This is a genomic window from Polyangiaceae bacterium (assembly GCA_020633205.1).
Lineage (GTDB): Bacteria > Myxococcota_A > Polyangia > Polyangiales > Polyangiaceae > JAHBVY01.
Map to the genome: position 1 here is coordinate 41,606 of JACKEB010000013.1, position 25,187 is coordinate 66,792.

Annotated in this window: 17 protein-coding genes; 13 read left to right on the forward strand and 4 right to left on the reverse strand. The window is 64.9% G+C overall.

Annotation, left to right across the window (positions count from 1 at the left end):
• The first annotated feature begins 344 nt into the window (after positions 1 to 344).
• A complete protein-coding gene (locus H6718_16510; protein MCB9587003.1) occupies positions 345 to 1,385 on the forward strand; it encodes a class I SAM-dependent RNA methyltransferase in 1,041 nt (346 codons plus the stop codon).
• A gap of 4 nt (positions 1,386 to 1,389) precedes the next feature.
• Here the strand turns inward: H6718_16510 and H6718_16515 are convergent, their stop codons facing one another.
• The gene (locus H6718_16515) at positions 1,390 to 6,240 is read right to left on the reverse strand and encodes a DUF3320 domain-containing protein (GenBank protein ID MCB9587004.1); all 4,851 of its coding nucleotides are present in this window, start codon (positions 6,238 to 6,240) and stop codon (positions 1,390 to 1,392) included.
• Positions 6,241 to 6,372: 132 nt separating this feature from the next.
• Here H6718_16515 and H6718_16520 point away from each other — a divergent pair, with 132 nt between their 5' ends.
• Positions 6,373 to 7,308, forward strand: a complete 936-nt coding sequence (locus H6718_16520) for a YndJ family protein (protein MCB9587005.1) — start codon at positions 6,373 to 6,375, stop codon at positions 7,306 to 7,308.
• On the opposite strand, the gene H6718_16525 is transcribed toward H6718_16520, so the two are convergent.
• The gene (locus H6718_16525) at positions 7,244 to 7,894 is read right to left on the reverse strand and encodes a TetR/AcrR family transcriptional regulator (protein ID MCB9587006.1); all 651 of its coding nucleotides are present in this window, start codon (positions 7,892 to 7,894) and stop codon (positions 7,244 to 7,246) included. The genes H6718_16520 and H6718_16525 overlap by 65 nt on opposite strands.
• Positions 7,895 to 8,080: 186 nt before the next feature.
• On the opposite strand from H6718_16525, the gene H6718_16530 reads away from it, so the two are divergent.
• The 4 genes from H6718_16530 to H6718_16545 all read left to right on the forward strand — a co-directional run bounded on the left by H6718_16530 (position 8,081) and on the right by H6718_16545 (position 13,247).
• The gene (locus tag H6718_16530; GenBank protein MCB9587007.1) at positions 8,081 to 8,902 is read left to right on the forward strand and encodes an SDR family NAD(P)-dependent oxidoreductase; all 822 of its coding nucleotides are present in this window, start codon (positions 8,081 to 8,083) and stop codon (positions 8,900 to 8,902) included.
• A gap of 59 nt (positions 8,903 to 8,961) precedes the next feature.
• On the forward strand, positions 8,962 to 10,074 hold the full coding sequence (locus H6718_16535; GenBank protein ID MCB9587008.1) for a hypothetical protein: 1,113 nt from the start codon (positions 8,962 to 8,964) through the stop codon (positions 10,072 to 10,074).
• Complete coding sequence (locus H6718_16540) at positions 10,074 to 11,021, forward strand: hypothetical protein (protein ID MCB9587009.1); 948 nt, start codon at positions 10,074 to 10,076, stop codon at positions 11,019 to 11,021. The genes H6718_16535 and H6718_16540 overlap by 1 nt, the downstream gene beginning before the upstream one ends.
• Positions 11,022 to 11,186: 165 nt before the next feature.
• A complete protein-coding gene (locus H6718_16545; protein MCB9587010.1) occupies positions 11,187 to 13,247 on the forward strand; it encodes a hypothetical protein in 2,061 nt (686 codons plus the stop codon).
• 15 nt (positions 13,248 to 13,262) lie between these two features.
• Here H6718_16545 and H6718_16550 read toward each other — a convergent pair whose 3' ends face one another.
• Positions 13,263 to 14,714, reverse strand: a complete 1,452-nt coding sequence (locus tag H6718_16550) for a sigma 54-interacting transcriptional regulator (protein MCB9587011.1) — start codon at positions 14,712 to 14,714, stop codon at positions 13,263 to 13,265.
• Between the two features lie 347 nt (positions 14,715 to 15,061).
• Here H6718_16550 and trxA point away from each other — a divergent pair, with 347 nt between their 5' ends.
• The 5 genes from trxA to H6718_16575 all read left to right on the forward strand — a co-directional run bounded on the left by trxA (position 15,062) and on the right by H6718_16575 (position 19,634).
• Complete coding sequence (gene trxA / locus H6718_16555) at positions 15,062 to 15,388, forward strand: thioredoxin (protein MCB9587012.1); 327 nt, start codon at positions 15,062 to 15,064, stop codon at positions 15,386 to 15,388.
• Positions 15,389 to 15,564: 176 nt separating this feature from the next.
• On the forward strand, positions 15,565 to 16,551 hold the full coding sequence (locus H6718_16560) for a metallophosphoesterase (protein ID MCB9587013.1): 987 nt from the start codon (positions 15,565 to 15,567) through the stop codon (positions 16,549 to 16,551).
• Positions 16,548 to 17,684, forward strand: coding sequence for a hypothetical protein (locus H6718_16565; protein ID MCB9587014.1), 1,137 nt, complete (start codon positions 16,548 to 16,550; stop codon positions 17,682 to 17,684). Before H6718_16560 ends, H6718_16565 begins: the two co-directional genes overlap by 4 nt.
• A gap of 109 nt (positions 17,685 to 17,793) precedes the next feature.
• Positions 17,794 to 18,621 (forward strand): hypothetical protein, encoded by an 828-nt coding sequence (locus H6718_16570; protein MCB9587015.1) that lies wholly within the window; start codon positions 17,794 to 17,796, stop codon positions 18,619 to 18,621.
• Positions 18,621 to 19,634, forward strand: coding sequence for a hypothetical protein (locus H6718_16575; protein ID MCB9587016.1), 1,014 nt, complete (start codon positions 18,621 to 18,623; stop codon positions 19,632 to 19,634). Before H6718_16570 ends, H6718_16575 begins: the two co-directional genes overlap by 1 nt.
• 29 nt (positions 19,635 to 19,663) lie before the next feature.
• Here the strand turns inward: H6718_16575 and H6718_16580 are convergent, their stop codons facing one another.
• Positions 19,664 to 20,335 (reverse strand): hypothetical protein, encoded by a 672-nt coding sequence (locus H6718_16580; protein ID MCB9587017.1) that lies wholly within the window; start codon positions 20,333 to 20,335, stop codon positions 19,664 to 19,666.
• A gap of 131 nt (positions 20,336 to 20,466) precedes the next feature.
• On the opposite strand from H6718_16580, the gene H6718_16585 reads away from it, so the two are divergent.
• On the forward strand, positions 20,467 to 23,793 hold the full coding sequence (locus H6718_16585) for a hypothetical protein (GenBank protein MCB9587018.1): 3,327 nt from the start codon (positions 20,467 to 20,469) through the stop codon (positions 23,791 to 23,793).
• A gap of 90 nt (positions 23,794 to 23,883) precedes the next feature.
• Entirely contained in the window at positions 23,884 to 25,185 is a 1,302-nt protein-coding gene (locus tag H6718_16590) for an adenylosuccinate lyase (GenBank protein ID MCB9587019.1), read from the forward strand.
• Positions 25,186 to 25,187: the final 2 nt, after the last annotated feature.

Sequence of the window (25,187 nt, forward strand, 5' to 3'; positions counted from 1 at the left end):
GAGCGTTTTTCGACAATGTAGGCCCGGAAACCAGCCATTCTGCCACGGAAACGCCGCGGCGATTCCGGTGCGGCAACACTTGGTTCTTTGGTGCGCGATTTGCCATGTGTGAATTCTCACGTGGGGATGGCGCGAATCTTCGCTCGTCCCATGGGTGAGCCTCCCTGCCATGCGCGGACGCATGCGTGCCAACCCACCGCTGGGTTCGTTGGAAAGCGCAAAAGCGCGCGAATTGGCTGCCACGTCACCGATTCAACTTGCAATGAGCTGCGACTTGGGTGTCGAAACGGCTTCTCGTGGATCTGTCGAGGCCAACCCTTCACCAACTCAGTCCGCGTTGTCCGGTGTCCCGGGAGTGTGGCGGCTGTCCCTGGATCGACCAGGAACTCGACGGCCAGCGTCTGCGGAAGCTCGACTCGTTGCGGCGTGCCTTCGCAGACCTGGGAGTGACGCCACCCGAGCCGAGCTTCGTGCGCGCCGGTTCTGACCTCGGCTATCGCAACCGACTGCGACTCCGTATCGACGCTCAGGGCGAAGTGGTGTTCTTCAACCCGAAGAAGCTAACTAGCTGCGCGGTGCTGGTGCCCGGACTAGCTCATGCGGTCGCGACGCTGCAGGCGCTTGGTCCTCTGGAGGGACTCGCCACAGCAGAACACCTGGAGCTGCGCGTAGGTGACGACGGGAGTATCGGGCTCTGCATGTATGCGCCCAGCGTGCCTACCTCCACAGTTCGTGAGGCCCTGACCCGCGCGCTCCCAGAAGGCTGGCGTGTAGGGTTCGCTCAGGACGCTGCACTGCCTACCCTGGAGTACTTCCTCGAGGAATCGGATGCGGGCTGCTTTGCCTACAGCGTGCCCCTGTCGAGCTTCGTGCAGGTGAACAGCGCCGTCAGTCGCGCCCTCGTGGCCGCAGTGCGTGGACTGGTGCGCGCGGCGGAGGTCGGCAGCTTCAACGATCTGTTCTGTGGTTCGGGTAACTTCAGCTTGCCTCTGCTCGCCGATGGTCTGAGCGGCGCGTCGTTCGAGGTCGACGCACACGCAATCGCCGCTTTGCAGCGCGGCGCCGCGGCGCTGCCGGGGCAAGCTGCGCTCAGGCACCACGCCGAAGTCGCAGACGCGAGGAACATCACCGATCGACTCGAGCCGCGTGAGTTGCTCTTGGCGAACCCGCCGCGCGCGGGGCTGAAGCTCGACGCCAAGGCTGCGCCGGCCCTAGCAAGCCGCGCGACACGTGTGATCGCTCTTTGCTCTTGCAGCCCGAGCAGCTTGGCGCGGGATCTGGCACTCCTATTACCGTGTGGATTCGAGCTTCGCGGTCTATCGGCGTTCGATATGTTCCCTCACACCGCGCATCTGGAGACCCTCGCCTGGCTCGAGCGCAGTTGATGCCTCAAACGAGCACGATTTGCCCCTCGTGAAGGCGTGCCTTGCCTCGCGAGAGCAGGACCTCCACAGCCTGATCGCAGAGCTGATTCAGGGTCTTGCCCGAGCGGCTGAGGCCCATCTCCAGCGCCGTCTGCTTGGCTAGTTCCTCGCGAGGTAGGCTGATGTCCCGCTGCAGCACGGCCAACGCGGCGGCCGCCAGCTCAAGGACGGGGACGTCCGAGAGTTCACGTCCGTCTGGTTCCGTCAGAGGCCGGTAGCGCGTGAGTTGGTGAAGCGGGTCGCCGTGGCGATAGAGCACGTTTCCTTCGGCTTCCATTGGGGAGGCCTGAACGACGCGGTCTACCAGCTCATTCACGCGTTGGCTCACGCGCGACGTGACACGGCTCTGGGGCCAAGCACCGAGGAGGCGCTTCGTGAGCAGCTCCATGCTCACTGGAGATTCTGTGTGGATAATGCGCGTGATGTCGGCGACCAGCTCAGCATCTTGCTCATAGAAGGCGTCGCCCTCTACCTGGCGCAGCTTGAGCTTGGTGACCACATACGTCTCACGCACCGCGCCCAGGCTGCCTGCTGCCGCTTGCTCTCCCGGCGCCGGCATCAACACCGTGGCTCCCGCGGGCGCGGGTTCGTCTCCGACCAATGTTGGAGGCGCCTTGGATACAGGCGCCACTTCCTCCGTTGTAGGCGCAGGCGCGGCTTCATCCGCTGCCGGAGTGGGTGCCTGCTCGGCGCTTGGTGTGTCTTCTGTCGGTGGTACCAGGGACTGAGCAGCTTCGGCGCTCTGCGCTTTGAGCTCGACGATGGCTTCATGCAGTCGAGTGAGCTCACGCTTCGAGTCGAGCCACCAGTCGCTGCTCCAGACACGGCGAAGCTGCCAGCCTAGGCGCTCGAGCACCGTTCCTCGGATGCGGTCGCGATCCCGCGCGACCTTGGCCGAGTGATACATCGCGCCATCGCACTCAATGCCCACGAGGTAGCGCCCCGGCGCCGCAGGGTCCACGATGGCTAGATCCACACGGTAACCAGCAACGCCGACCTGGGTATGAACCGTGTGACCTAACCCCCTGAGGCCCAAGCACACTTCGCGCTCCAGCGGGGATCCGAAGCGATCCTGGCTCATGTCGATGCGTGCCTCGCCAGTGAGGGCAATCGCCCCACGCTCCGCGTAGTCGAGGAAGAGCTTCAGGTCTTGGCTGCCCTTGGCTTCGCTCGAGCCGATGTCCGCCCCACTGATGCTCGCGAAGACCTTGAGCTGCTCTCGAGCGCGAGTCACCGCGACATTGAGGCGCCGCTGACCACCGTCCAGGTTGAGCGGCCCAAAGTTCTGATAGAATTTCCCTGTGGGATCGTTGCCGTAGCAGATGCTGAACAGGATCACATCCCGCTCGTCGCCCTGCACGTTCTCCAAGTTCTTCACGAACACGGGCTCCAGCGTATCTTCGCTGAAATAGCGCTCGATTTCGGGGTGAGCGCGCCGTGCGGCCTCCAGCAGATCCTCCACCAAGATCTGCTGTGGCTGGTTGAAGGTCACTACACCAAAGCTCTTCTCCTCGCCGTTCTTCAGCCGTTCGACCACCTCGGCGACCAGCGCTTCGGCTTCTACGCGATTCGTCCGGCTGCCACCCCGGTCGTACACGCCAGCGACGCGCTGATAGGAGACACCAATTGCTGACTTGTCCGCGACGGGACCGGGGAAGGTGAAGAGCGCAGAGCCGTAGTAGCGTGAGTTGCTGAAAGCGATCAGGCTCTCGTCGCGGCTGCGGTAGTGCCAGCGCAGGCTAAGGGCAGGTAAGCCAGCGGCAGCGCACTCATCGAGGATGCTCTCCAAGTCATCGGGCAGATCGTCTTCCGTGTCTGACTCCGACTGCTTCTTCATGAAGAAGTTCGTCGGCGGCATCTGCTTCGAGTCGCCGACGACAACCGCCTGCTTGGCGCGCGCCAGGGCGCCGATGGCGTCGTGGACGCTGACTTGAGACGCCTCATCGAACACGACGAGGTCGAACTGTGGGCCGTGAATATCGAGGTAGCGCGCCACGGAGAGCGGGCTCATCATCACACACGGCTTGAGGCGGCGGAGGGCGTTGGGCGCCTTCTGGAACAAGCGCCGAATCGCGAGGTGCTGGCGTTGCTTGCGGATCTCTCGCCGCAACACGCCGCTCTCCGACTCGTCGCTGCCGTCGAGCGCGGGCTTACGCGCCGCTAGCATCGCGGCCACGCGCGGCTGTGCGTCCTTGATCAACTGCCGATCAACCGTACGGAAACGTTCGATCTTCGTCTCGTGGTCGCGCCCGCGGAAGCTCGACAACAGCTGATGGCTGAATGCGTCGTGGCTGAGCCACGCCTCGTAGAAGGCGCGCTCAACGCTGACTTCGAGGTGCTCGAGCACCCCTGGCGCGTTCCCGCTCAAGAGCTCTCGCGTCAGCTGGTCGAGACCGGCCTGGTCGAGCTCCACGCGCGTTTGATTGAGCTGGGCGTAGTCGCGGAGGGTCTGCGGCTCGAGTTCTTGCCAGCGGTTTGCGAGGTCGCGGAGGCGCGTGAGGTACTGCGGATCCTCTGGGGCGCCGAATACGCCGAGATCGAAGCCAAGCTCCTTAGCAAGCGCTTGGCTTAGTTGGCTTAGGTCGGCGAGGCCCGCGTGTAGCTTTGCCTTCTCGCTCTTGAGCCAGTCGCGCTGGCGCGCCCACTCCGGCGACGCGAGGGCTTGCACCAGTCCGTGCGTGTCGCCAAGCACGCTCAAGCCGAGGCGCGTCAGGCGTTCGCGTAGGTCCCGCGCCAGCTGCTTTGCCGAGGCGTATTGCTCCGGGAAGTAGCGCCAGTCCGTTGGGTTGCCACCCAGAAATTCAACGGCCCGGGGAGCGAAGGCGTTCAGCTCGCCGAGGTTTTTTCGGAAGCGCTCTGCGCGCGTGACGTCGTCGAGCAGCTGGCTATTCGAGGGCAGTGCTGGCATGCGGATCGCGCCTTCGAGTTGCTTGCGAACACCCCACAGTGAAACGAAGCTGAAGACCCCGTTGCCGTGCTGGAGCTTCTCTCGCAGCTGGGACAGATCCAGCGCGAACAAGCGATCCATCGCGTAGCGTGCGCCGAGGTACGCCTCGTCGTCGCGGCTGAGGCTGCACATTTGGGCTAGCGCTTCGGCGCGCTGGCTGCGCGCCGCGCGATCGTCGTCCGAGATCAAACCCGGGCCCAGGTTGGGGCAGGCGATCAGCGCATCGAAAGCGTGGTCGAGGGCAAGCAGCCCGCTCAGGCTGCTCGGGGGAGGTTGTCCGAGGGGCGCACAGAGATACTGCGCGACCTGCTGGGTTTGCTGCAGCACCGCGCTGAGCTGCCGCGCTTGGCTGCGCACCCGTTCGTGAAGCTGCGGGTCCCAGTCCGACAGGCGGCTCCCACGGAGCGGGTGTTGGTCGAGCGCGCCCACCCCATGCACGCGCTCTTTGAAGGTTCGGGTCTTCGTTAGCAGCTGATCCAGGGCGGCGCGCCCCAGGGCCGGATTCAAGCGATGTTCGATGCGGGGGGCGCTCATGACGAGGGAGCGCCGGCCAAGGATCTCGAACACGGAGAAGCCGCCGTCTCGCTCACGATGGAGCTCACTTGCGTAGTGGTTCAGTTCCGTGCGGAGAGTTGTGACCTCTTGAGCCAGGGCTTGGCTCTGAGCGTCGTTCGCTTCTCCCACCTCCGCCTCGAAGGCCTCGGCTAGCTGCTTGACGACTTGGGCTTTGCCCGCTTTGTGCGAGTGGAGCTCCAGGCAAAAGCGCCCAAGGCCCGCAGCGCTCAGGCGGCGCTGAACAACGTCGAGGGCCGCCCGCTTCTCCGAGACGAAGAGCACTGAGCGCTGGGTGTTCAGGAAATGGGCGATCAGGTTGGTGATGGTTTGCGACTTGCCAGTCCCTGGGGGCCCCTCGAGCACGAAGGAACGGCCAACATGCGCCGCTGCGAGTGCCGCCATTTGGCTCGAGTCCGCGTCGTAGACGCAGCTGAGGTCCAGAGGCTTGAACTGCCGGTCCAGCTCTTCTGCCAGGGGCAAGCTGCTCTCGGTTCCCTGACCAGCCAGCGGTTGTCCGCTAGCGAGCGCCGTCACCAGAGGGGAGGCGAGGAGCCGTTCGGTGTGCGCGTCGAGATCGCGCCACATCAAGAACTTCGTGAAGAAGAAGTGGGTCAGGTAGGCGCTTTGTTCGATGCGTGCACCGGGGAGCTGGGGGAGCGCGCCTTGTACTGCCGCGAGGATCTGGTCGATGCGGATCCCGTGTTCGTCGCTGGGCAGGTCACCTTGGAGCGCGGGGAGCTCGACCCCGAAATCGCGCTTGAGCTTCTCGAGCAGCGTGATGTTGAAGACGGCGTCTTCATCCGAAGCGCTGAGCTTGAATGCGCTGGTCGGCCCCTTGCGCTTGAGCTCGACCGGCACCAGGAGCAGGGGCGCGCGGCGCAACTTGTCGCTCCCTGGTGCCTCGGGGAAAAGCACGCTGCCAAGGGCCAAGAACAACGTGTTGAGGCCGAGCTCCTCTTGGCTGAGGCGCGCGTCGCGGCCGAGCAAGACCAACCGCCGTTCGAGCTCAGTCGTGTCTTGCTCGACGTAGAGCTTGCGTTGGCTGAGTGCCGTCACCACGGGGTCCGGCTCGGGCGGGCTCTGCCCGAGTTCACCTACCGGGGCCACCCGTCGTGGCGGCAACTCGCTGGCGCTGCTCAGGCTGAGCTGCTTTCCGTCGCTCAGCGTAGCCAGTAGCGCGGGCAGCCCGGGAGAGCGCAGCTCGAGGGCCCGGCGACCTCCGTCGCGTGGGCTCTTGAAGTTCAACAAGGCGTTTCGATAGCTGAGATCGAGCAGCTCTTGTTTCCAGTGATCGAGGCGGCGCGCTGCGTCCATGGCTCGGCACTGACCCGAGTAGCGTGAACACGCCGAGCTTGGCAATCGTCTGCTTCCACATCCGCCGCAAGCGAGCAGTTTGAGCCGGATTCCCTTGCTTCGTGCGGCGCGCTGCAGCCACGCTGAGCCGCGGTGGGTCCCGAACGGAGCGCGGCGACGACGAGCGGCAGGCGCTGGGCGCTCGGCGCCGCAGCCTTTGCAGCGCTGGTGCTCCTGGTCCTCGGGTCGAGCGGTGTCCTCGACAAGGTTGCCTTCGCGGTGGCGTGGGGCATGTGGGTTGCAGTGCCGCTGGGGCTCGAGCTCGCGTCGCTGGGAGCGAGCTCGCGGCGACGCCTGCTCGCCGTGTGGCCGCTCTGCGCGCTACTTGGCGTGTTAAGTTTCCTTGGGGAAATTGACGCGGCGTGGGTTGGCGTACTCGCCTCGCTCTACCTAGGCTTCTGTCTGGCCGTGGCGCTGGTGGGCGCCTTGGAGCTCAGGCGACGCTTCAGGCAGCCGGCGTCTGTGTGTAGCAACCTCGGCCTTTTGCTGCTACCGGTGGCCGGGGCCTGGCACCTCGCAGAGCGCATGGGCTGGACGGTGCTCGGCTTTTCTGGACTCTGGGCGGGGCTCACCGCGGCGCACTTTCACTTTGCCGGCTTTGCCACGCCGATCCTACTGAGTCGCGGCCTGTTTCGCGCCGGTGGCTCGAGCGTTCGGCAGTGGGCGGAGGTGGCGTTGCTGGCGCTGGGCGTGCCAAGTGTTGCCCTGGGGATCACGTTCTCACCGGTCTTGGCGCTGTTCGGGACCGCCTGCATGGTGCTCCCCATCTGGAGCTACGCGTTTGGAGCGCTGCGCGCAAAGGCTGGCACCGGCCTTGTGCGCCTGCTGCGGAGCCTCAGCGCGCTGGTGCCCCTGTTGACGATGAGCTTGGCCCTGGCCTGGTCGCTCTCCGTGGTTCTCCGCGTCAGCTGGCTGGATCTGAACCAGATGATTCGCTATCACGGACTGGCGAACGCTCTGGGATTCATTTCCCTGGGGTTTGCGGCGGAGTGCCTGGAGCCGAGTCGCACTGACGCCTCAAATACTTGACGGTGTTCCAAGCGACCTCGGGGACGTGCTGAAGCAGCCACGCCTGTTCCAGGTAGGGTGCGTCTCCGGTCCAGCGGCGTCCGGCTTCGTGGGCCGGGCCAAGTACGATCACATCGTAGAGTTGCGGCGGGAGGTTCGGGAGCTCTCCCTTCAGGATGAATGGGCTCAAGCGCTCGACGATGGGTGCATACAGCTCAGCCTTGAAGGCCAGGAAGGGCTCTCGTTGGTCCTCTGGCATCTCCAGGGATGTCATCTGGTAGACGAACGTCGCTTCCTCGCGGTTTTGGAACACCCAGCTGAGGTAGGCGTGGGTCAGCGCGTGCACCGCCGCTCGGGCTGTGCTCACCCCCTCGAGCGCCGCGCGCAGATCCGTGAACATATGCTCGAAGCTACGTTGCAGGAGCGCGTGGGCGATGCCCTGGAGACCGCCGAAGTGGTGATACAAGCTGCTCTGACTCGAGCCCGACGCCGCGCGGATATCCTCGAGGCTGGTCTTCAAGATGCCTGTCCGGGTGAAGCAGCGCAGGGCAGCGTTCAGGATCGCATCCCGCCGCTTCTCGCCATCTCGCCGCTGGGGCTGCACCATCCCCAGGAGCCTTGCAAGCCCCGCCCCTCGGCGCAACGCCGTCGCCGCCTGAATTGGCGCTAGGCAGAAACCTGGAGAAAACCGCGCGATTTTGTGCCCGCTGCGCGCCGCCGCTAGTTGTATTAAAAATACAACTGGACGATTCGTTCAGTTGGCCCCAGGCCTTCTGTTCAGAAGGAGGCAGCGATGAGTGAGCGAACGATCGTGCTGAGCGGGGCGAGTAGCGGGATAGGTGCTGCGCTGGCGGTAGCGTTGGCTGCGCCTGGGCGACGCCTGGTGTTGACAGCGCGGCGTCGAGACGCGCTCGAGGCGACGTGCGAGTTGGTCAGGCGTGCTGGTGCGGAGGCGGAGGTGGTGACGGGAGATCTCTCCACCCGTCAGGGTGCGCGGCAGCTCGCTGAACGTATCCGCGAGGCGATGCCTGCGATCGACCTCTTGATTCACAACGCGGGGATCTGGCCCACGAAGCGCGAGCTGACGATGGAAGGCTTCGAGCGGGGCTTCGCGGTGAACTACGTCGGGACGCGTGAGCTAAACGAGTCGCTGCTCCCCTCGCTCCGCGGGACGTTGGATCGCCCGCCGCGCGTCGTGTTCGTTAGCGCCGGGCTGCTCAAGGTGATGGGACGTTGGGATAAACAACGGACGCCCAAAGGAACCGACTTCAGCCGCGTGAAGACCTACGCCAATACCAAGCTGTGCGGCGCGATTTACGCACGGCAATTCGCCCTGGAGCACCCGGAGCTCGAGGTCATGCTGCTACACCCTGGCGTGGTGCGCACCGAGTTGGGAGTGGGGGAGGGACTCATGGGGCGGGCGACGCGCTGGATGAAGCGCCGTTGGGAGACCCCCGAGGCCTGCGCGTCACGAGCCGCGCGAGTGATCTTGGAGCAGCCGGTTCCCCGTGGCGAAGGGGTGTGGATCCTGGAAGACAAGCCCGATGCCTGGCCCAAGAAGTTCCTGCAGCCGGCCCACGCGGAGGAGCTGGAGGCGGTGCTCCACCAGGGATAGCTCCGCGGAAAACGCCCCGGTGGCTCCGCGGCTGCTTGCTCGGCTATGCTCGACGGCCGATGGGGCGAGTCGAACACGGCGTTCGGTCAGTGCGGCGAACGGCGACGCACGGGGTTTGGGGGTTAGGTGCGCTGCTGCTCGCTGGCTGCTCCGAGCGCCTTGGGGACGAGCAGCTCACTACGGCGCTTTCGGGTGCAGCGACTGAACGCTGCGTCATCGAGCCAGCGGCGCCGGCGGTGGCTTTCAGCGGCGGCTTCAGCTTGGCATTCAGCGCAGGCCCGCTGTGGATCTTCCCCGGAGCCAGCGATGCGCAAGGTCAGTCGCTGGGCACCATTGGCGCGCGCGTGAGCCCGGCCGATACCAAGTGTGGCTACGCCTTCGACTACCTGAGGGACTCCCAAGGCGCTCTGCTCAAGCTGTTGGAGCCGGACGCGACTGAGCTGGACGCAGCACGAGGTGAGCTCGTGCTCACGCCTCTCTCCGGTTTCGTGACGGAGTGGCAGGGCGCTGAACGCGGGCTCGTGTTCTACCGCAAGGAGTTCGTGCGTGGCTTCTTCGACGTCGAAGTGGTCGGGGTCGGTGTGGCTGCGCTGGACGCGGACGGCGCGGCTGTTCGACTCGCTCCCGGTTATTACCCCGAGGAACCAAGCTTGACCTGGCTGGAGCCGCAGGTTTGGGGCCGCTCCGCGCTGCTAGGCCAGGACGGGCTCGTCTACAGCTATCGCTGCGTGAACGAGGGACCCTTCGACGACACTTGCAGGGTGGGTCGGGCACCGCTAGCGGGCATCTCGGACCCGGCGGCCTGGAAGTACCGCGGGGCCTTCGACTGGGAGAGCGAGCCGAAGCAGGCGGCGGCGATTCTTGCGGGGATGGGCGAGCTCAGCGTTGCGTACAATTCCCATATAGGAAAATACGTCTTTGCTTTTCCACCGGTCCTCTCCAACGAAGTACAGGGGAAAGTCGGGGGCTCGCCCAGTGAGGTGAATAGCCTGACTCATCACGTCTTTGACGGTGTGCCGGACGGGTTTCTCGGCATCCACGATCTGGCTCAGCACCCAAGCCTCGGGGCAGGGGATGAGATCTGGTTCAGCTACCTTTCGAGTCCCGATCAAAGCCAGCCAGGCGCACCCGAGCCCGGCGTGCGTTTGGTCAGCCATCGGTTGGAGCTGTGATGCGCCGGGCTGCTTGTCTCCCCGTCGCGGTTGCTCTCGGTGCGCTGCTGGTGATCCTCTACTGCGTGGACGGGCACGCGAAGCCAACGCCACTTGCGGAGCGAGAGGGCGCGAAGTGGACGGTGCTGCCGGGGTCGTCGCGCGTCATCAGCCACGGGCGCTCCGCTTCTCGAGATACGCCGGCTCTGGCGTATCAGATCACGCCTTACACCGCGGAAATGGCTGGCGGGGACTTCGCATTCGTGGGGCTCGAGACACCGGATCTCTCGCTGCGCTTTGGGTTCTACGGCTTGATCGAGCTCGAGAGCGAGCGTCCGCTGACGTCCGGAGACGCCGGGGACCAGCTGATCTTGCCGCTCGTCGGCTTGCTCTGGCGCGGTTCCAACGGCCTCACCGCGGCGCTGTCACTGGACTCCTTTGGTGAGCATACCTTCGGGGAGCGGGGGTGCCTGGAGTTTGCGTTGTCGCTGCGCCATGAGAGCGAGCACTTCAGCGGCTCCCGGGACGGCAACGAGGGTCGCTACGCCGACGTACCGAACATCGACAACTTTGTCATGCCAGACGTTGCCGTGAGGATACCGTTGGGAGACTTCAACTTCGAGGCGCGTGCTCAGTTGAAGTACTTCTTCGGGAGGCAATACGAGCGCTCCTACAGCGTCGGTCCAGGCTTTGATTTGATCTTGCACTGGCTGCTGAGCGACGGCCTGCAGCCTTTCAACTCGACGTTTGGGGAGTACCTCTTCGGGACCGAATTGAGCTTCGAAGACGAACGCGTGCGTACCCCGGATAACTACCTGTTGCGGAACCTCACGGGACTGATCTTTCCCGGCAAATGGGGCGAGGTGCAGGTCTTCAACTCCCTCGCCTTAGGTCACGGAAAGGGGCTCCTCGCGTTTCGGCGCGAAGCGCTCTGGGGGTTTGGTGTACGCGTCGTTCCGTTCGAGTGAGCGGCGGGTGTACGGACACTAGCCGTACACTTTTCCTTGGCTAAGTACTGGATAGTACTAGCGGTTGTCCGGGTCACAGTGTCCGGCCCAGCTGGCCGAACACCTGCTTCCCGAGCGAAGTGCCCTACTTCTGAGCTGGCATCGCGCTTGCGTTGGTAGGCGCGTATGCGACTTCTGGCTCCCTCTTCGACACGTAGCTCGCGCTGGCTTGCCACCCTCCTCGCTCTGGCTTGCAGCGCTGCGTTCGCGACTTCCGCCTGCGGCGGTGACGGCGCTGAATCGTCCGGCGGAGGCCGGACTCTGGGCGGTGATGGCGGAACGGCTGGCACCGGTGGTTCATCCAGCGGCGGTACGGATCAGGGCGGCAGCGGCGGCATCATCGACGTGCCCCAGGTGGTGGGCCTCGAGCTCGATCCTCCGGCGATCCAAATCGACGTGCTCAACGGTGTGTCGACCCCCGTGGCGGTCACGGCTCGCCTCGTCAAGGACGACGGCAGCAAAGAAGACGTGGTGCCCACTGGCTGGGCGCTGTCCCGAGGTGGCATCGCAGACTTCGATAGCGCCACGAACGAGGTCAGCGCGGTCGGGGATCTCGGGGGAGAGGTGACCCTCACGGCGGCGTCAGGCAGCCTCACGGCGACGAGCCAAATCAAGGTGCGCTTGACCCTCACGGATACGGCACCAGAGGTGACGCCTTCAGACATCGCGGCCTTGGATGGTGCCGTCAATCCGGACCCCACCGCGAGCTGGCTCTACCCCTACGACTCGACGGTATTTCCGCAAGGATTACTGCCTCCGCGCCTGATGTGGAATGGCTTTGCCGGTGGCGACAAGATGCGCGTCTCCGTACGCTCCACCTACGCAGACTACACGCGCTACTTCGTTGCGACCGAGGGCGCTCACGACTTCGACAACGCCGCCTGGACCCAGCTGACTGAGTCGAGTGACGGCACTCCCGTCCAGATCACTGTTTCGCGGATGGACGCCGGCGGTGGCGTCGGCAAGGTGATGGAGCAGAGCTGGCGTTTCGCGACAGGCAGCTTGCGCGGCTCGGTCTACTACTGGGCCAACTCTCCCGGCCGCGTGCTGCGCATCAGCCCCGGAGCGGGCGCGCCAGAAGACTTCTTGGCTCAGGCGGGCGTCACCGACGGGTGCACGACGTGCCACACCGTGAGCGCCAATGGCAACACGCTGGTGCTCGGCAACGGCAAGGCGCAGTCTGCCACTGACTCGGACTCCAGCGTGTTCGATCTCCAGGCCGGATCGGTCACCGCGACGGCGCGCGGACGCGGCTGGGCGATGAGCGCTCTCACCCCCAACGGCCAGTACGCCGTGATGAACTCCGGGTTGCCTGAGTGGCGTTGGGTCGGTAACGACTTGCCCGGGGTGTACGATGTAGCCACTGGTGCCGCGGTCCCTGGTACCGCACTCGACGGTCGCGTCGTCGGGCTCCCCGCCTTCGCTCCCGACGGCAGTTCACTGCTGTTCATCGACCCGAGCACTCGGGATCTGCATGCGATGGACGCGACACTCGGAGCTGGCGTTCCGGCGTTTGCCAACGAACGCAAGGTCGCCCTCGCGGCCAGCGGCGCGACGATTGCGTACCCAAGCGTTAGCCCCAACGGCAAGTGGGCCGTGTTCCACCGCGGTCCCTACGACACGCGAAGCGGAGCCGCAGATCTCTCTATCGCTGCGGTCGACGGTACCCAGGTGGAAATTCCCCTCGATCGCCTGAACGGCACCACCTATCCGTTTGGAGCCGGGGATCGCGATCGCCACTTGAACTACGAGCCCACCTTCGCGCCGGTGGCATCGGGTGGGTACTTCTGGGTCGTGTTCACTTCTCGACGGACGTTGGGGAACCGTCTGCTCGGTAGCGCAGCCGAGGTCAAGCAGCTCTGGGTGGCGGCGATCGACATGAATCCCACGGCTGGTACTGACCCGAGCCACTCGGCCTTCTGGGTGCCGGGACAAGACATCAACCAGCCCAATATGCGCGGCTTCTGGGCCCTGGATCCGTGCCGTCAGGATGGTGAGGGCTGCAGTGTTGGCAGCGATTGTTGCACCGGTTCGTGCATCGACGATCCGAACGGCAGCGGAAGTCTGGTGTGCGGAAACCCGGGCAACCAGACCTGTGCTCCCGAGGGCGGGCACTGCGAAGTCAGCTCTGACTGCTGTCAGGGCGAGTGCGTGAACAGCTTCTGCTCCCAGGCACCGCCGAAGTGAGCTCGTGCGTCGGTACTACTTTTCCGGACGGAATGTTTCCGGGTTGATGCCGAAGCGATTGAAGAGCTCGTAGAGCCGGGCCCGCCGCATGTTCAAGCGGCGGGCCGCTTCTGCGACGTTTCCACCGCACAACTCGAGCGCCGTGACCAGGCGCTCCTTCTGAAGCGACTCGACGTCGACGCGCGAAGGCTTCAAGTGAACTCCGCTCTGGGGCGGAACGAGGGGTGGCTCGCTATGAGCGCTCCAAGCAGGTCGGGACGGAGGAGCGTCGAGGTCCAGCAGATCCTCTGGGCGCACCTCGCTGCGGCCTGCGGCTCGCGCTGCAAGACCCGACGCGCGAACGGTGTTGCGTAGCTCGCGGGCGTTGCCTGGCCAGGATCGCGCTAGCAGGCCCTCCACTGCGCCCGCGGTGAGGCGAATCGCAGCATCCGGTTGCAGGCCGTCGAGGAAGTGGCAGGCGAGCGCCGGGATATCGTAGCGCCGCTCGCGGAGCGGCGGCAAGCGCAGCCGCAGCGTTGCGAGGCGATGGTATAGATCCTCACGGAACGAACCGTCGGTGCACATGCGCTGCAGGTCGCGGTTCGTGGCCGCAAGCACCCGCACGTCGACTGGTTCGGCGCGGTCTTGTCCCACCGGGCGCACTGCGTGCTCTTCGAGCACACGGAGCAGCTTGCTCTGGGCGGCGAGCGGCAGGTCGCCAATCTCGTCCAGGAGCAACGTTCCGCCATCGGCGCTCCGGAACAAGCCTTGGCGGCTGTCTTTGCTGCCAGAGAACGCGCCCCTGACGTGGCCGAATAGCTCCGATTCGATCAGCTCGGCGGGCAACGCGGCGCAGTTGACCGCCACGAACGGCCCCTGACGTTGACTCAGAACATGAAGCTCGTGAGCCATGCGCTCCTTGCCGGTGCCGGTCTCACCCTCCAAGAGCGCGGCTTCGGAGGCTGCGAGCGCGCCGCTCAGGGGATCGACCAGGCGCCGGAGCCACGGACCCCCTAGCAGGGTGAGCCCGTGCCCCGGCTGCTGGAAGGCCTGAACGTCGTCGGTCACGTAGAGCAACGTGTTGCCCATGCGCAGAATGCTGTCGAAGGGGACAAGTAATTCCGTGCGGATACTCACGTAGTGAAGCGTGGTGGCAGAGTGAAGCGTGCCGGTCTCGGGGCGTGCTAACAAGGCGCCGGTACCGTTGTGACTTCCCTGGTCGCGCACCAGGAGCCCGCCGCCAGCGGGCTCGACGATCGCGTGTAGTCGGGAGACGTGCTGGTCGGGGAGGCAAAAGTCCGTCGAGGCCTCGCGTCCGATGCGCACCGGCTCTTCGACTGCGCGGGGCGCCGGCCCGCTGGACGGCACGAGATCGACGCGGCGCCCTTCAGTGAACAGGAGCACCAAGCCAGGAAGTGGCCTGTACAAATCGCGCCCGTCACTCGACCGCGCGATGCTCAGGGTGGCTGTGACTTCTCCGCCGCTCATTCGTCGATGCTCCAGTGAAGTCGAAAGGCTCGGAGTCAACAAGGGGGCCGCAGCAGGGAAAGCCACCAACGCTGGCCGCAGCGCCGGGGTGCGAACCGACAGGCTGCCGCCGGCAGGTGCGAACAAAGAACAGTCTCTTCGCCCACATGGGACCGTCCCGCACTCTCGCGACCGCCCGCGAACAGCCTACGGGCCTGCTTGCCAAGCCCACTTCGCCGCTTTAGACCTCTGCTCGACGCCAGGCGACCGAACAGGTTTGCGGCGGCGGACTTCCGCACTATGTTGTGCGTCCGCTGGGCGTCGTGGCAGGCGGCCACGCCGACTACGCAGAGGAAAGACGAGAGATCATGGCATCAGAGAACGTGAAGGAGTTCAACGACCTCAACTTTGACGAAGAGGTCATCAAGAGCGATGGCGCCGTCCTGGTCGACTTCAGCGCGACCTGGTGCGGCCCCTGCAAGATGTTGAACCCCATCGTCGAACAGGTCGCCGAGGAGCTAAAGGGCAGCCTGAAGGTCGGCAAGGTGGACATCGACGAGTCCCCGGTCACGGCTTCGAAGTACGCTATTCGCAGTGTGCCCACCTTGATGCTGTTCAAGAATGGCGAGCGCACCGCGACCCATACCGGTGCCGTCCCGAAGGCAGCTCTGCTCAAGTTCATCAACGGCGGTTGAGCACGGCGCACGACGCCCTCGACGCCTCCGAGGCGTCGCTTTCTAGGCTGCGTGCCAGATCGGCGCGCAGCCGATTGCGTTTTGTGTGGGGGCTGCGGAGCATCGCTGCGTTCGCCCATCTATTGGTTTTTGCGAGTGCCTGGACGCTCGGATACCGTATCCACGCGGTAATCTGGTTGGGCGTCGCCCTGCCGCTGGGGCTGAGCCGCCTGTGGAACTTGTTCGACGACAAGCAGCGCTCGCGACTGGTGGTTTGGGGCATCGAGCTCGTGTTCGTGCACCTGATCGGCGTGCTGCTTGGGCTCGTGATGCTGCCCCTTGGTGTGCTGATCGCTTGGCGCGCTGGCGTGCTGGCTGCTGCTCCGCTGTCCGCGTACCTCATGGGCAGCGCCATCGCTGCGTACGGAGTGTTCGTTCGTCGCCGATGGTTCGTGGTGAGACAGCTGGACGTCGTATGCAAAGACCTGCCTCAAACCCTCGAGGGCTTTCGCATTGCGCACCTCAGCGACCTGCACATCGGTAGCTTCGATTCCACGCGCGTCGGCCTGCGCTGGGCGGAGCGAGTCAACGCCCTGAAACCGGATTTGGTCGCGGTCACCGGTGACCTGGTCACGAGTGGGACTTGGGGCTATCCGCTTGCCGCCGAGGTGCTTGGTGCCCTTTCCGCACGGCGTGGGGTGTTCGTGATTCTCGGCAACCATGATCAGTGGAACGCAGAGAAGTTCAGGATGGAGCTTGGCGCCCACGACCTCTGCGTCCTGCACAACGCGTGGCGGGCTGTGGACCTTGCTCCCGGAGAGCGTCTAGTGGTCGCCGGACTCGGGGATCCGTACACCCAGACGGCAGATCTCGAGCTAACGCTCGCGGAGCGCCCTGTCGGCTTCACCGTGCTGCTCTCGCACTACCCGAGCTGGGCCGAGCGGGCTGTAGGCCGGGGCGTTGATTTGGTGCTCGCGGGGCACACTCACGGAGGGCAGGTTGGCGTCCCCTTCTTGAGCCGGCGCTTCAACGTCGCGCGCGCGATGGGTCAACACAGTCGCGGTTTGGTTTCCCTCGGGTCGATGCAGCTTCATGTGTCTGCTGGCCTTGGCACCAGCGGGTTGCCCATCAGGCTGGGGGTCGCTCCCGAGATCGTGATACTACGCCTCAAGAGGGCTGCATGAGTTTGGATTTGGTGGTCACCTGCGCGCGCGGAACCGAGCGAGCGCTACGTTTCGAGCTCGAGCAGTTGGGCGCGACCGGAGTCAAAGGCACTGGCCGTGGCGCCGTCGAGCTTGTTGCTGGTTGGAATATTGCCGCGCGGATTTTGGTTGAGTCGCGCATCGCTCACAAGTTGTTGTGGCGTGTGCTGCAACTCGAAGCGCGGGATGAAGCTGAGCTGGTCGCGGGGCTCTTGAACTATCCCTTCGAATCGCATGGTGGACGGAACGACAGCTTCGCCATCGACGCTCATCTCCATTCGTGTCCTTGGACTCACAGCTTGTTCGCCGCTCAGCGAGTGAAAGACTGCCTCGTGGACCGCTTCCGCGCGCGAGGTCTGGAGCGCCCAAGCGTGGACACGAAGCGCCCGCGGTTGCGTTACGTTTTCCATTGGGAAGGCACCCAGGCGAGCCTCTCGTTGGATCTAGCTGGAGCTTCGTTGTCGCGCCGCGGCTACCGTGATCCCGATGCCGCTGCACCCATGCGTGAGACGCTTGCGGCGGCGATTCTGGCGCTCGGTCACGCGGATGTTCAGCGCCCGTTTTTGGATCCGTGCTGCGGGAGCGGCACATTGGCAATCGAACAAGCCTGGCGGGCGCTGAAGCGCGCGCCAGGGCTTGGCCGCCAGTTCGCTTGCGAGTTTTGGCCCCATGAGCAGTCCGAGCTGACCGCGGCGTTGCGCGAGGTGCGTGGTTCCGCGCGGGAACAACAGCTGGCTGAGCTGCCCGCGCCCATCGAACTCAGCGACTACCACTCCGGCGCGGTTCAGAGCGCCGAGCTACAGGTGCACGCCGCGGGGCTCGACCGCTTCCTCTCGCCCCGTCGCTTGGATGCCCGCAAGCTGACGCCTCCAGGAGAGCGACCGGTTATCGTCTCCAATTTGCCCTTTGGAGAACGCATCTCGGGTGGCAATCGCCTCCAGCTCGAGGGCTTCTATCGTACATTCGGCGACCGACTGCGCGAGATACCCACCGCCCGCGCAATCCTCTTTTCTGGGTATCCGGATGCTGAAGCCTTACTCGACCTGGGGCAGCCACGGCGCTTCAGTCTGATGAGCGGCGCGCTGGCTGCGAAGCTATTCCGCTACGATTGGTGAGCCGCGCCACGGCGCGCCTCTCACCCCCAAAATCAAGGGGGACTGAAGGAACGGCGACGAGCCTACGAAAACTCCTTAAGGCGCAGTTCCCGCGGCCGTTTTCGATCGCGTGAGACGAGTGTTCCTACTCGGTGGTGCGGTTTCGTTGGAGCGTGAGCTGCAGGCGATCCTGGGTGCCAAGAGCGTGGTGAGTCCGCTGGTGAGCAGTGGGGAAGCGGTGCAGCGCTTCGAGCCAGACGAAGAGGCCGTGCTCGTGATAGCCGGCGACTCCGCGTTGGACCGCAAGCGCTGGGGACAGCACGCTCGCGCAGTTGTTTGCGATGGTAACGTGCTGGCCTGCGCCCAGCGGGTTCAGCGGATCCAGCAGCTGATCCTGGGCGTTGGAGGGCCGAGTGTCGAACGGCTGCTCCACTCGGTCACCGGGGAACTCGGCGCGAGCTTGGGTGAGCACTGCGACATTCAAGCGTGTCCCTTCCCCAAGGTGCTGCGCGAACGCGAGATCGCACTGCTGTCGATCGCGGGGCCATCCGAGGGTGGAGTTGTGGTCGCGCCCGAGGGCGAGTTGGCAAACCGTCTGGGAACCTCTGCGCGCTCCGACCGGATGTGGGACCGCGAAATCGCGGCGACCTCGACGCTGCTTGGCTTGGCAGAGCAGGTGCGCCTGGCGAGCTGCGCCTTCTTGGCGCACTTTGGCGCCTTCGAGTTGGCGACGCCAGTCGTGATTTCTGGGGAAGGACTGAGTCTCAGGGCGGGGGACTGCCCTCAGTTTGCTTACCGCATGGATTTATCCTCGGCTTCCGCGGAACCCGTATCAGCTGCGCTGGTCATTGCCGGCTGGCTCGGCACGGGGCACGGCAAGCCCACCACCACAGCTGAGCGCCTGGCTGGCTTGGACGAGTTGCGGCAGGAACTCATGACCCGAAGAGGAGTCGGTTGATGCGAGCCGTCTCGTCCCGAGAGCTGCTACCAGGCAAGCTCCTCTCTAGAGTCGTAGCCCGTGACGGTCGTGAGCTGTTCGCGCAAGGTGAAGAGCTGCGCCAGGACCATATCAGCCTCTTGCAGTCCCTTGGCATCGATGAAGTGTTCTTCGTCGACTCCGAGATGGAAGCGGAGCGCGTGTGTGAGGAGCACAACCGCATTTCGATCCCACCGCTCGACCTAGGCACCGGCTACCGCATCGACGAACCCGTCTTGAGCCCAAGCGGCGCGTTGCTCCTTCCCCCGGGCGCTCGGGGCAATCCGGCGCTAGCCGAACGACTCGCGCGGCACGGCGTAGAGGCTGTTTGCATTCATCTGGGCGGAAGACCGCAGCCGCAAACGATTCGATTTCTCGCCTCCAAACGCCGACTGGAGGTTCAGCGGCGGAAGCTGATGGCGAAGCGTCGCCCTCAAACAACCAGTGTGCGTCCCGTAGAGGAAGAGGTGATGGTGCTCTCTCCCGAGATCGTGGAGTGCATGCTGATCGCCTGGCTGGAAGTGACGCGCCGCTTTGCCCGTGTTGGTTTCCACGTGGAGGCACCTGAAGTCGCGCGGGGGGTGGTGCATCGAGGTGACTTCGTGTGGCTCACGGAGCTGATGGGAGCGCAGAAGCGGCAGATCTACTTCTCGATGCAGCGCCGATGCGCTGCAGGGCTCGCACAGAAAGCCCTGGATGTCGCTCAAGACATGCTCGACGAGACGAGCATTCTGACCGTTGCGGATCGGTTGATGTCGATGTGGGTCGAGGACGCTCGTGTGCTCGCCCAGCGCGGGAACATGGCATGCGAGCTTGGGCCGCTGCTCAACGTCAACGGCTCCGGGGCGGTCGTCCGCGTGTCCGCGGCGGATACCACGGTGACGTTCCCACTCCGGAGCGAGTTTGGATGGGCACGCATCGTCTTTCGCTGCGCGAAGACCGAGGCTCGAAGCCTCGAACGGACCTTTGGGCTGACCGGCACCCACTCGGGGTGAAGCTTAATATCCGTGGGGATATTGTTCGGCTAGGACCACTCAGCGATCAGGTCGGTAACCGGAGAGCCTGAACGCCTCCCGCAGTCGAAGCTCACACGAAGGCCGTGTGCGCCGGAGACCTCCAGCGCTGCCTCGCAGCTGCCGAGTTGCTCCTGCCAGAGGCTGTCCGTGAAGCCGACTGCGTCTAGCCAGCGCGCGCGAGCGAAGCCGGGGCCGGCATCGATGATCTCCAAGGTGCCGCAGCCCCGATAGAATAGCCCGTACACCCAAGGTGCCCGCTTGAGCACGAGGCTCGGGTCGTCGCCCGCGACGTAGAAGCGGTGTGCGCCGCGGAAGTTGTGCCGTGAGCCTTCGTAGCCCAGCGTCCTCGATAGCTCGGGTCCGAGGTTCGTGATGCGTTGGGCCACGTGATGGAGGTCGATCAGCCAAGCCAACGGATACCAACCATCGGCTCGCACGACGCCTTGAGCGAGCTCTGCTGCGATGCTCTCTGGCAACTCCCCGAGAGCCTGTCTCAGGCAATCGTCACCGCGCAGCTGCTTCAGGCTTCGGCAAAGCGTTCGCAGGGCGAGACCACTCACTTCCGGCGCGCACCGCTCAGTGGGGCGCTCTTCCTCTCCGAGGCCTACCCGACGCCTCAGCCGAACGCCGCTCCTCAGGATGGCTGGATCCCTTGGCTTTCTAGCGTGGCCGTCGGACACGGCGCAAAGGTTAGCTCGTGCGGAGCGCGTGGGGGCGAAAAACACGGCGCTAGTGGGTGACGGCGCGAACCCAAACAGGATCGCGCCGAGAAGCTTGAGCCCCGGCGCCCTCGTGGCAGTAACATCCCCCCATGGCGCCCGCGACCCGAGAGACTCTGCGCGTCGAGCCCCGCATCGCCGTTCGTTCGCGCCTTCCGAAAGGAAAACCTCTGACGCGGCGGGCAGTTTGGGGCGGCCTCTGTAGCGTCGCCTTGCTGGCGGTCCAGCTGGTTAGCTGTGGAGCGGAACGGCCGCGGCCGAGCCAGCCGCGGCCTTCACTGCTCGAACCCGCGCAGAGTGACAGTGACTTCATCAGCCCAGCGGAGTGGCACTACCACCCTCCGGAGCAGGGGCGGATGCGCAGCGAGGTGCAGCTCTCTGGAGGCGCAACGCTGTTCGCGGGTGACCGCGGAGAGCGGTGGATCGGTAGCAAGGCTGGACTCAAGGCCGCACCTCGCCTCGCCCCTGAAACGCTCATCAGCATCCTCTCGAGAGGAGAGCTTGGGTGGCTGTTCGTTGGGGCGAGCGGTACGACCTATGAGGCGGAGTCACCGCTTGGGGAGTTCACTCGCGTCGTTGAGCCCCTCGAGTCGCTCATCGAAGTGACTGCCTCGGGGTCCGCGCTGGTCGGCATCCGCAAAGACGGCAAGCTCGTGGTCTCCCAGTTCTCGGATCCCGGAGGAAGCGCTGACTGGCAACCTGTGAAGGCCCAAGGCGCGACGGTGGCCGATCGCTTCGTGGGGGTGGAGCTCTTGGATGCGAAGCGAGGGTATGCCTTGTCCGCACCCGAGCGGCTGTGGAAGACGGAGGACGCGGGGCGGTCGTGGACGCCGCTCAGGCTCCCGCGCTTCGGGGCGTACAAGCTGGAGCCTGACGGCAAAGGAGTGATCGTTCGCGGCGTCGTTGAGGACCGCGTGCTAGCCGGGGACCGCTTGGCGCCGTTCACGGGCAAGCGAGCGACACCGCGTATCAACCTGGACGGCTTACCTCCAAGAGGGCCAGATGCGGAAGCCATCACCAGCGATCGCGCCACGCTGCTCGGGGATCGCTACTTCGAGCTTACTTCCGCCAACTCGCGTGCGAAGAACTGGGAGCTTGTCGTCGGCAAGCTGGCGTCTCCTCTCGTGGTGCGCAAGACAACCATCCCCCGGGAGTGTCGCTCCGCGAAGATCGCCGGATTCGGGACTCGCCTAGTTGTGGCGTGCACGACCCGGGCCGCAGACACCAGCCACCCGATCGATTTCTACGAGAGCCTGAATTCAGGCAAGAAGTGGACGCAAATCGAGGCCAGCGCCGTCGGTCGGATTCATCAGCTCAAGCTGGCTCTGGGGGCCAAGGGCGCAGTGTTGGTGTCCGGGCTCTGCCCCGAACGCGCCGAGCGCCGAGGATGTCGTCCTGAGGGGGTGTTTTACCTCGGGGAAAAAGAAGACGAGGACGCCGGCACGCAGGAGACGGCCTTCGTACCCGCCTCCACGCCTTCGCTCAGGGGCAACGCGCTTGCGCTGGGGTTCTCGGTCGATGGCACCCGCGCCTACGTGGCCGGCGTGCGCGCGAAGAGCTCCGTCTTCAGCGTTTACGTGTCCAAGGATGGGGCCAAAACATTCCGTCCCGAGGAAATCGAAGGGCTCGGCGATCAGATCGACGAGTACGCGGCACCTTGGCGGCGCTCAACCGCGCGTGCCCTGCGAGTGAGCGCAAGCGCGGCAGCGCCTGACGGCTCGATCGGGTTCGTGGTCGAGCGAGAGCCTGAGACCAAGTTGGTGGTCACGGACGAGAGTGGACGACTCTTGTCCATGGCATCCGTGCCTACCGTCGGTGTTGCCGTGGGGATCGTTGGCGGACGGGCGCTCGCAGTCGCTCCGCGCAGCGGAGAAGCCTGGGAGACACAAGACGCCGGAGGCGAATGGCATAGCCTTGGGCCGCTGCCAGCACCCGTGTGCGGAAACTCAGGCAGCTGCACCGGTAATGTTGCCTGCGGTGCCCTGGGTTGCGTCGTCGGCGGCGTGCTCACACGGCTCGGCTGGGGGGTCGACGAACGGATCGAGTTGCCCGTGTTGTCTGCTCGTCACGACGAGCGGCGCCGAGAGGTGCGCATTCGCACACCGCTCGTCTGCAACGTCACGGAGGGCGCGTGGCACAAGCTCGAAGGGGTGGAAGCTCCGCCGGAAGCGAGCATGGCTGCGTATGGGAAGGCCGCTTGGTTTAGCGTCGCGGTAGACGGTGATACCTCGCAAGTCGAGTTCCTCACCGCGCAGAGCGGGGCCCGTCAACGAGTGGAGCGAGAGACCCTGCTCGGCGCGGCGAAGGCGCCTGACCAGGTGGCGTTTCACTACTCCGTTCAAGTCGAAGGTGCGACTGCCATGCGCTACAGCGTGCCTAAGCCCGGCGCCAACATCACCGACGTCGAAGTGGCCTGGCATAACCTCGAGGACGACAAGTCGCTGAAGGGGCGCATCGCTGACATCGGGCCGTATCGTCCTGGAGACTACGTGAGTCTTGGGGCGAAGCGCGCTCAGCGCGCGACACCTGACTTGATCAGCATCGCCAGCGGCGGCATCTTCGTGCGCCCCCATCGGCTGTTGCGCGACAATCAAACTGCATATTTTCTCGACGGAAAATCGGTCAAGGAATCCCCCGGGATTGCTTGGCCGACGGTGCGGCTCGGTGGCCGCGTCGATACGGAGTACGTGCGTGTGGACGGGCAGGCATTGCCCCTGGGTATCGTCGGGGATGGGATCGCGCTGATCGCGGCGCTCTCGGGCGGGAGCTTCCAGACCTCAGCTCTCGGCCTGGCGGAGCCGCGACAGTACGGCCTCAACCTTTCGCGCCGCCTCACCTACGTGGACGGACGAGCCACCTTTCAGCTCAGTTACGTAGACATCGGCGGGAAGCTCTCACAGACGCTGTTGTTTCCCCTGAACACGGCTGTCGATGCGGCTCCCACGTTGGCGCCGAGCCAGGCTCAGTTGGGGGCCACTCCCGGGCGCTGCGACGCTGACCAGCTCAAGCAATCGCCTCGCATCGTCTCTCCGTTTTCTCCCGGGACGCGCCACCCGATTCTGATCAACAGCCCCAGCGACCCGCAGATCCTGATGATGTCGGGTTCGGCGGTTCTTCACGGCAGCGCCAAGGAACCATGCCTGGCCGCCCTCGATGCTGGCGCAGTCTCAACCGCAGCAAACCCGGCTCCGAGCGAGACGGCGCTTATCCTCCTCGACGATCTGGAACACGCATGGCTGTTTCGTCGAGAACAGCTAGAGACCGAGCAGCCCAGCCTCGTGCGTCCGACGACGCGCTTTGGCGTCAGCGGCTTGAGCCCTGGCCCCATCGAGTATCACGCGATGAGCTGTAGCTTTGACCCGGATGCGCTGTTGCCTCCCGAGGTGTATGCCCAGCCTGGAACTCGCGTGACCCGCTAGCGTTGAGAAACTCACCACTCTCGGGGCCGCCGCGAGAGTTGGCGGCCATGACGCTAGCGCTCGGCGCTGGGTTGTACTACCGCCCTCGCCATGATCCCGCGCTACACACCTCGTGAGTTTCTGGAACTGTGGTCCGACGATCAGCGCTTCAAGGTCTGGCTCGAAGTCGAGCTCGCCGGTTGCGAAGCCATGGAAGACGCAGGCCTCGTTCCCGAAGGTACCGCAGCGAGCATTCGGGCTCAGAATCTCGCTCTGGATGCGGCACGCATCGACGAAATCGAGCGCACCACGCGCCACGACGTGATCGCCTTCTTGACCCATGTAGAGGAGCTTGCGGGCGCGCCGGCTCGCTGGCTGCACCGAGGCATGACCTCGAGCGATGTGCTCGATTCTTCGCTGGCGGTGTTGCTCTGCCAAGCGGCCGACCTGCTACTCACGCGCACAGACCGCCTAGTCGAGGCGCTCACGGCCCGTGCTCGGGAGCACGCGCAGACTCCGATGATCGGTCGCTCGCACGGTATCCATGCGGAACCAGTTACGTTTGGTATCGTGCTCGCGGGGCACCTCGCCGAGGTGAAGCGCGGCCGGGCACGCCTGGTGGAGGCGCGGAAAGAAATCGCGGTGGGTAAAATCGCCGGTGCGGTTGGCACCTATGCGCACCTCACCCCCGAAATTGAAGCGAAGGCATTGGGCAAGCTCGGCCTGGCGCCTGAGACTGTCGCGACGCAGGTCGTCGCACGCGACCGGCACGCCGCGTTCTTCTCAGCCATGGGCATTCTTGCGGCGGCCATCGAACGCTTTGCCACCAACGTGCGGCACTGGCAGCGCAACGAAGTCGGTGAAGCCGAAGAGAAGTTCAGCAAGGGTCAGAAGGGGTCCAGCGCCATGCCTCACAAGCGCAACCCAGTCCTGAGCGAGAACCTGTGCGGCCTCGCGCGCATCGTGCGCGGCGCGATCACGCCGGCGCTGGAGAACGTGGCTCTGTGGCATGAGCGCGACATCTCGCACTCATCGGTGGAGCGCATGCTGGCCCCTGACGCCACGACCACGCTGGGCTTCATGCTCGAGCGGGCCGCTGGTGTGGTCGAGGGACTCGTCGTGTACCCCGAAGCCATGAAGCGAAACCTCGATCGCAGCGGCGGGCTGTTCTTCAGCGAGGGCGTGATGCTCGAGCTGGTCGCCACAGGTTTGCCTCGGCAGAAAGCCTACGAGATGGTGCAGCGTAACGCGATGAAGGCTTTCCACGGGGAAGGTGACTTCAGGCAGCTGCTCGGCGCGGATGAAGACATCAAGGCGCGCTTGAGCGCAGAGCAGCTCGATCGCTGCTTCGACTTGCAGCACGCCCTGCGTCACGCGGAGACCATCGTCGAGCGAGCCATAGCGAGCGCCTGAGC

Bases quoted from the DNA above. Each gene is read 5' to 3' on its own strand.
- H6718_16515 (MCB9587004.1), bottom strand. From the start codon at position 6,240: ATGGACGCAGCGCGCCGCCTCGATCACTGGAAACAAGAGCTGCTCGAT.
- H6718_16525 (MCB9587006.1), bottom strand. From the start codon at position 7,894: ATGGTGCAGCCCCAGCGGCGAGATGGCGAGAAGCGGCGGGATGCGATC.
- H6718_16530 (MCB9587007.1), top strand. From the start codon at position 8,081: ATGAGTGAGCGAACGATCGTGCTGAGCGGGGCGAGTAGCGGGATAGGT.
- H6718_16535 (MCB9587008.1), top strand. From the start codon at position 8,962: ATGGGGCGAGTCGAACACGGCGTTCGGTCAGTGCGGCGAACGGCGACG.
- H6718_16540 (MCB9587009.1), top strand. From the start codon at position 10,074: ATGCGCCGGGCTGCTTGTCTCCCCGTCGCGGTTGCTCTCGGTGCGCTG.
- H6718_16545 (MCB9587010.1), top strand. From the start codon at position 11,187: ATGCGACTTCTGGCTCCCTCTTCGACACGTAGCTCGCGCTGGCTTGCC.
- H6718_16550 (MCB9587011.1), bottom strand. From the start codon at position 14,714: ATGAGCGGCGGAGAAGTCACAGCCACCCTGAGCATCGCGCGGTCGAGT.
- trxA (MCB9587012.1), top strand. From the start codon at position 15,062: ATGGCATCAGAGAACGTGAAGGAGTTCAACGACCTCAACTTTGACGAA.
- H6718_16565 (MCB9587014.1), top strand. From the start codon at position 16,548: ATGAGTTTGGATTTGGTGGTCACCTGCGCGCGCGGAACCGAGCGAGCG.
- H6718_16575 (MCB9587016.1), top strand. From the start codon at position 18,621: ATGCGAGCCGTCTCGTCCCGAGAGCTGCTACCAGGCAAGCTCCTCTCT.
- H6718_16585 (MCB9587018.1), top strand. From the start codon at position 20,467: ATGGCGCCCGCGACCCGAGAGACTCTGCGCGTCGAGCCCCGCATCGCC.
- H6718_16590 (MCB9587019.1), top strand. From the start codon at position 23,884: ATGATCCCGCGCTACACACCTCGTGAGTTTCTGGAACTGTGGTCCGAC.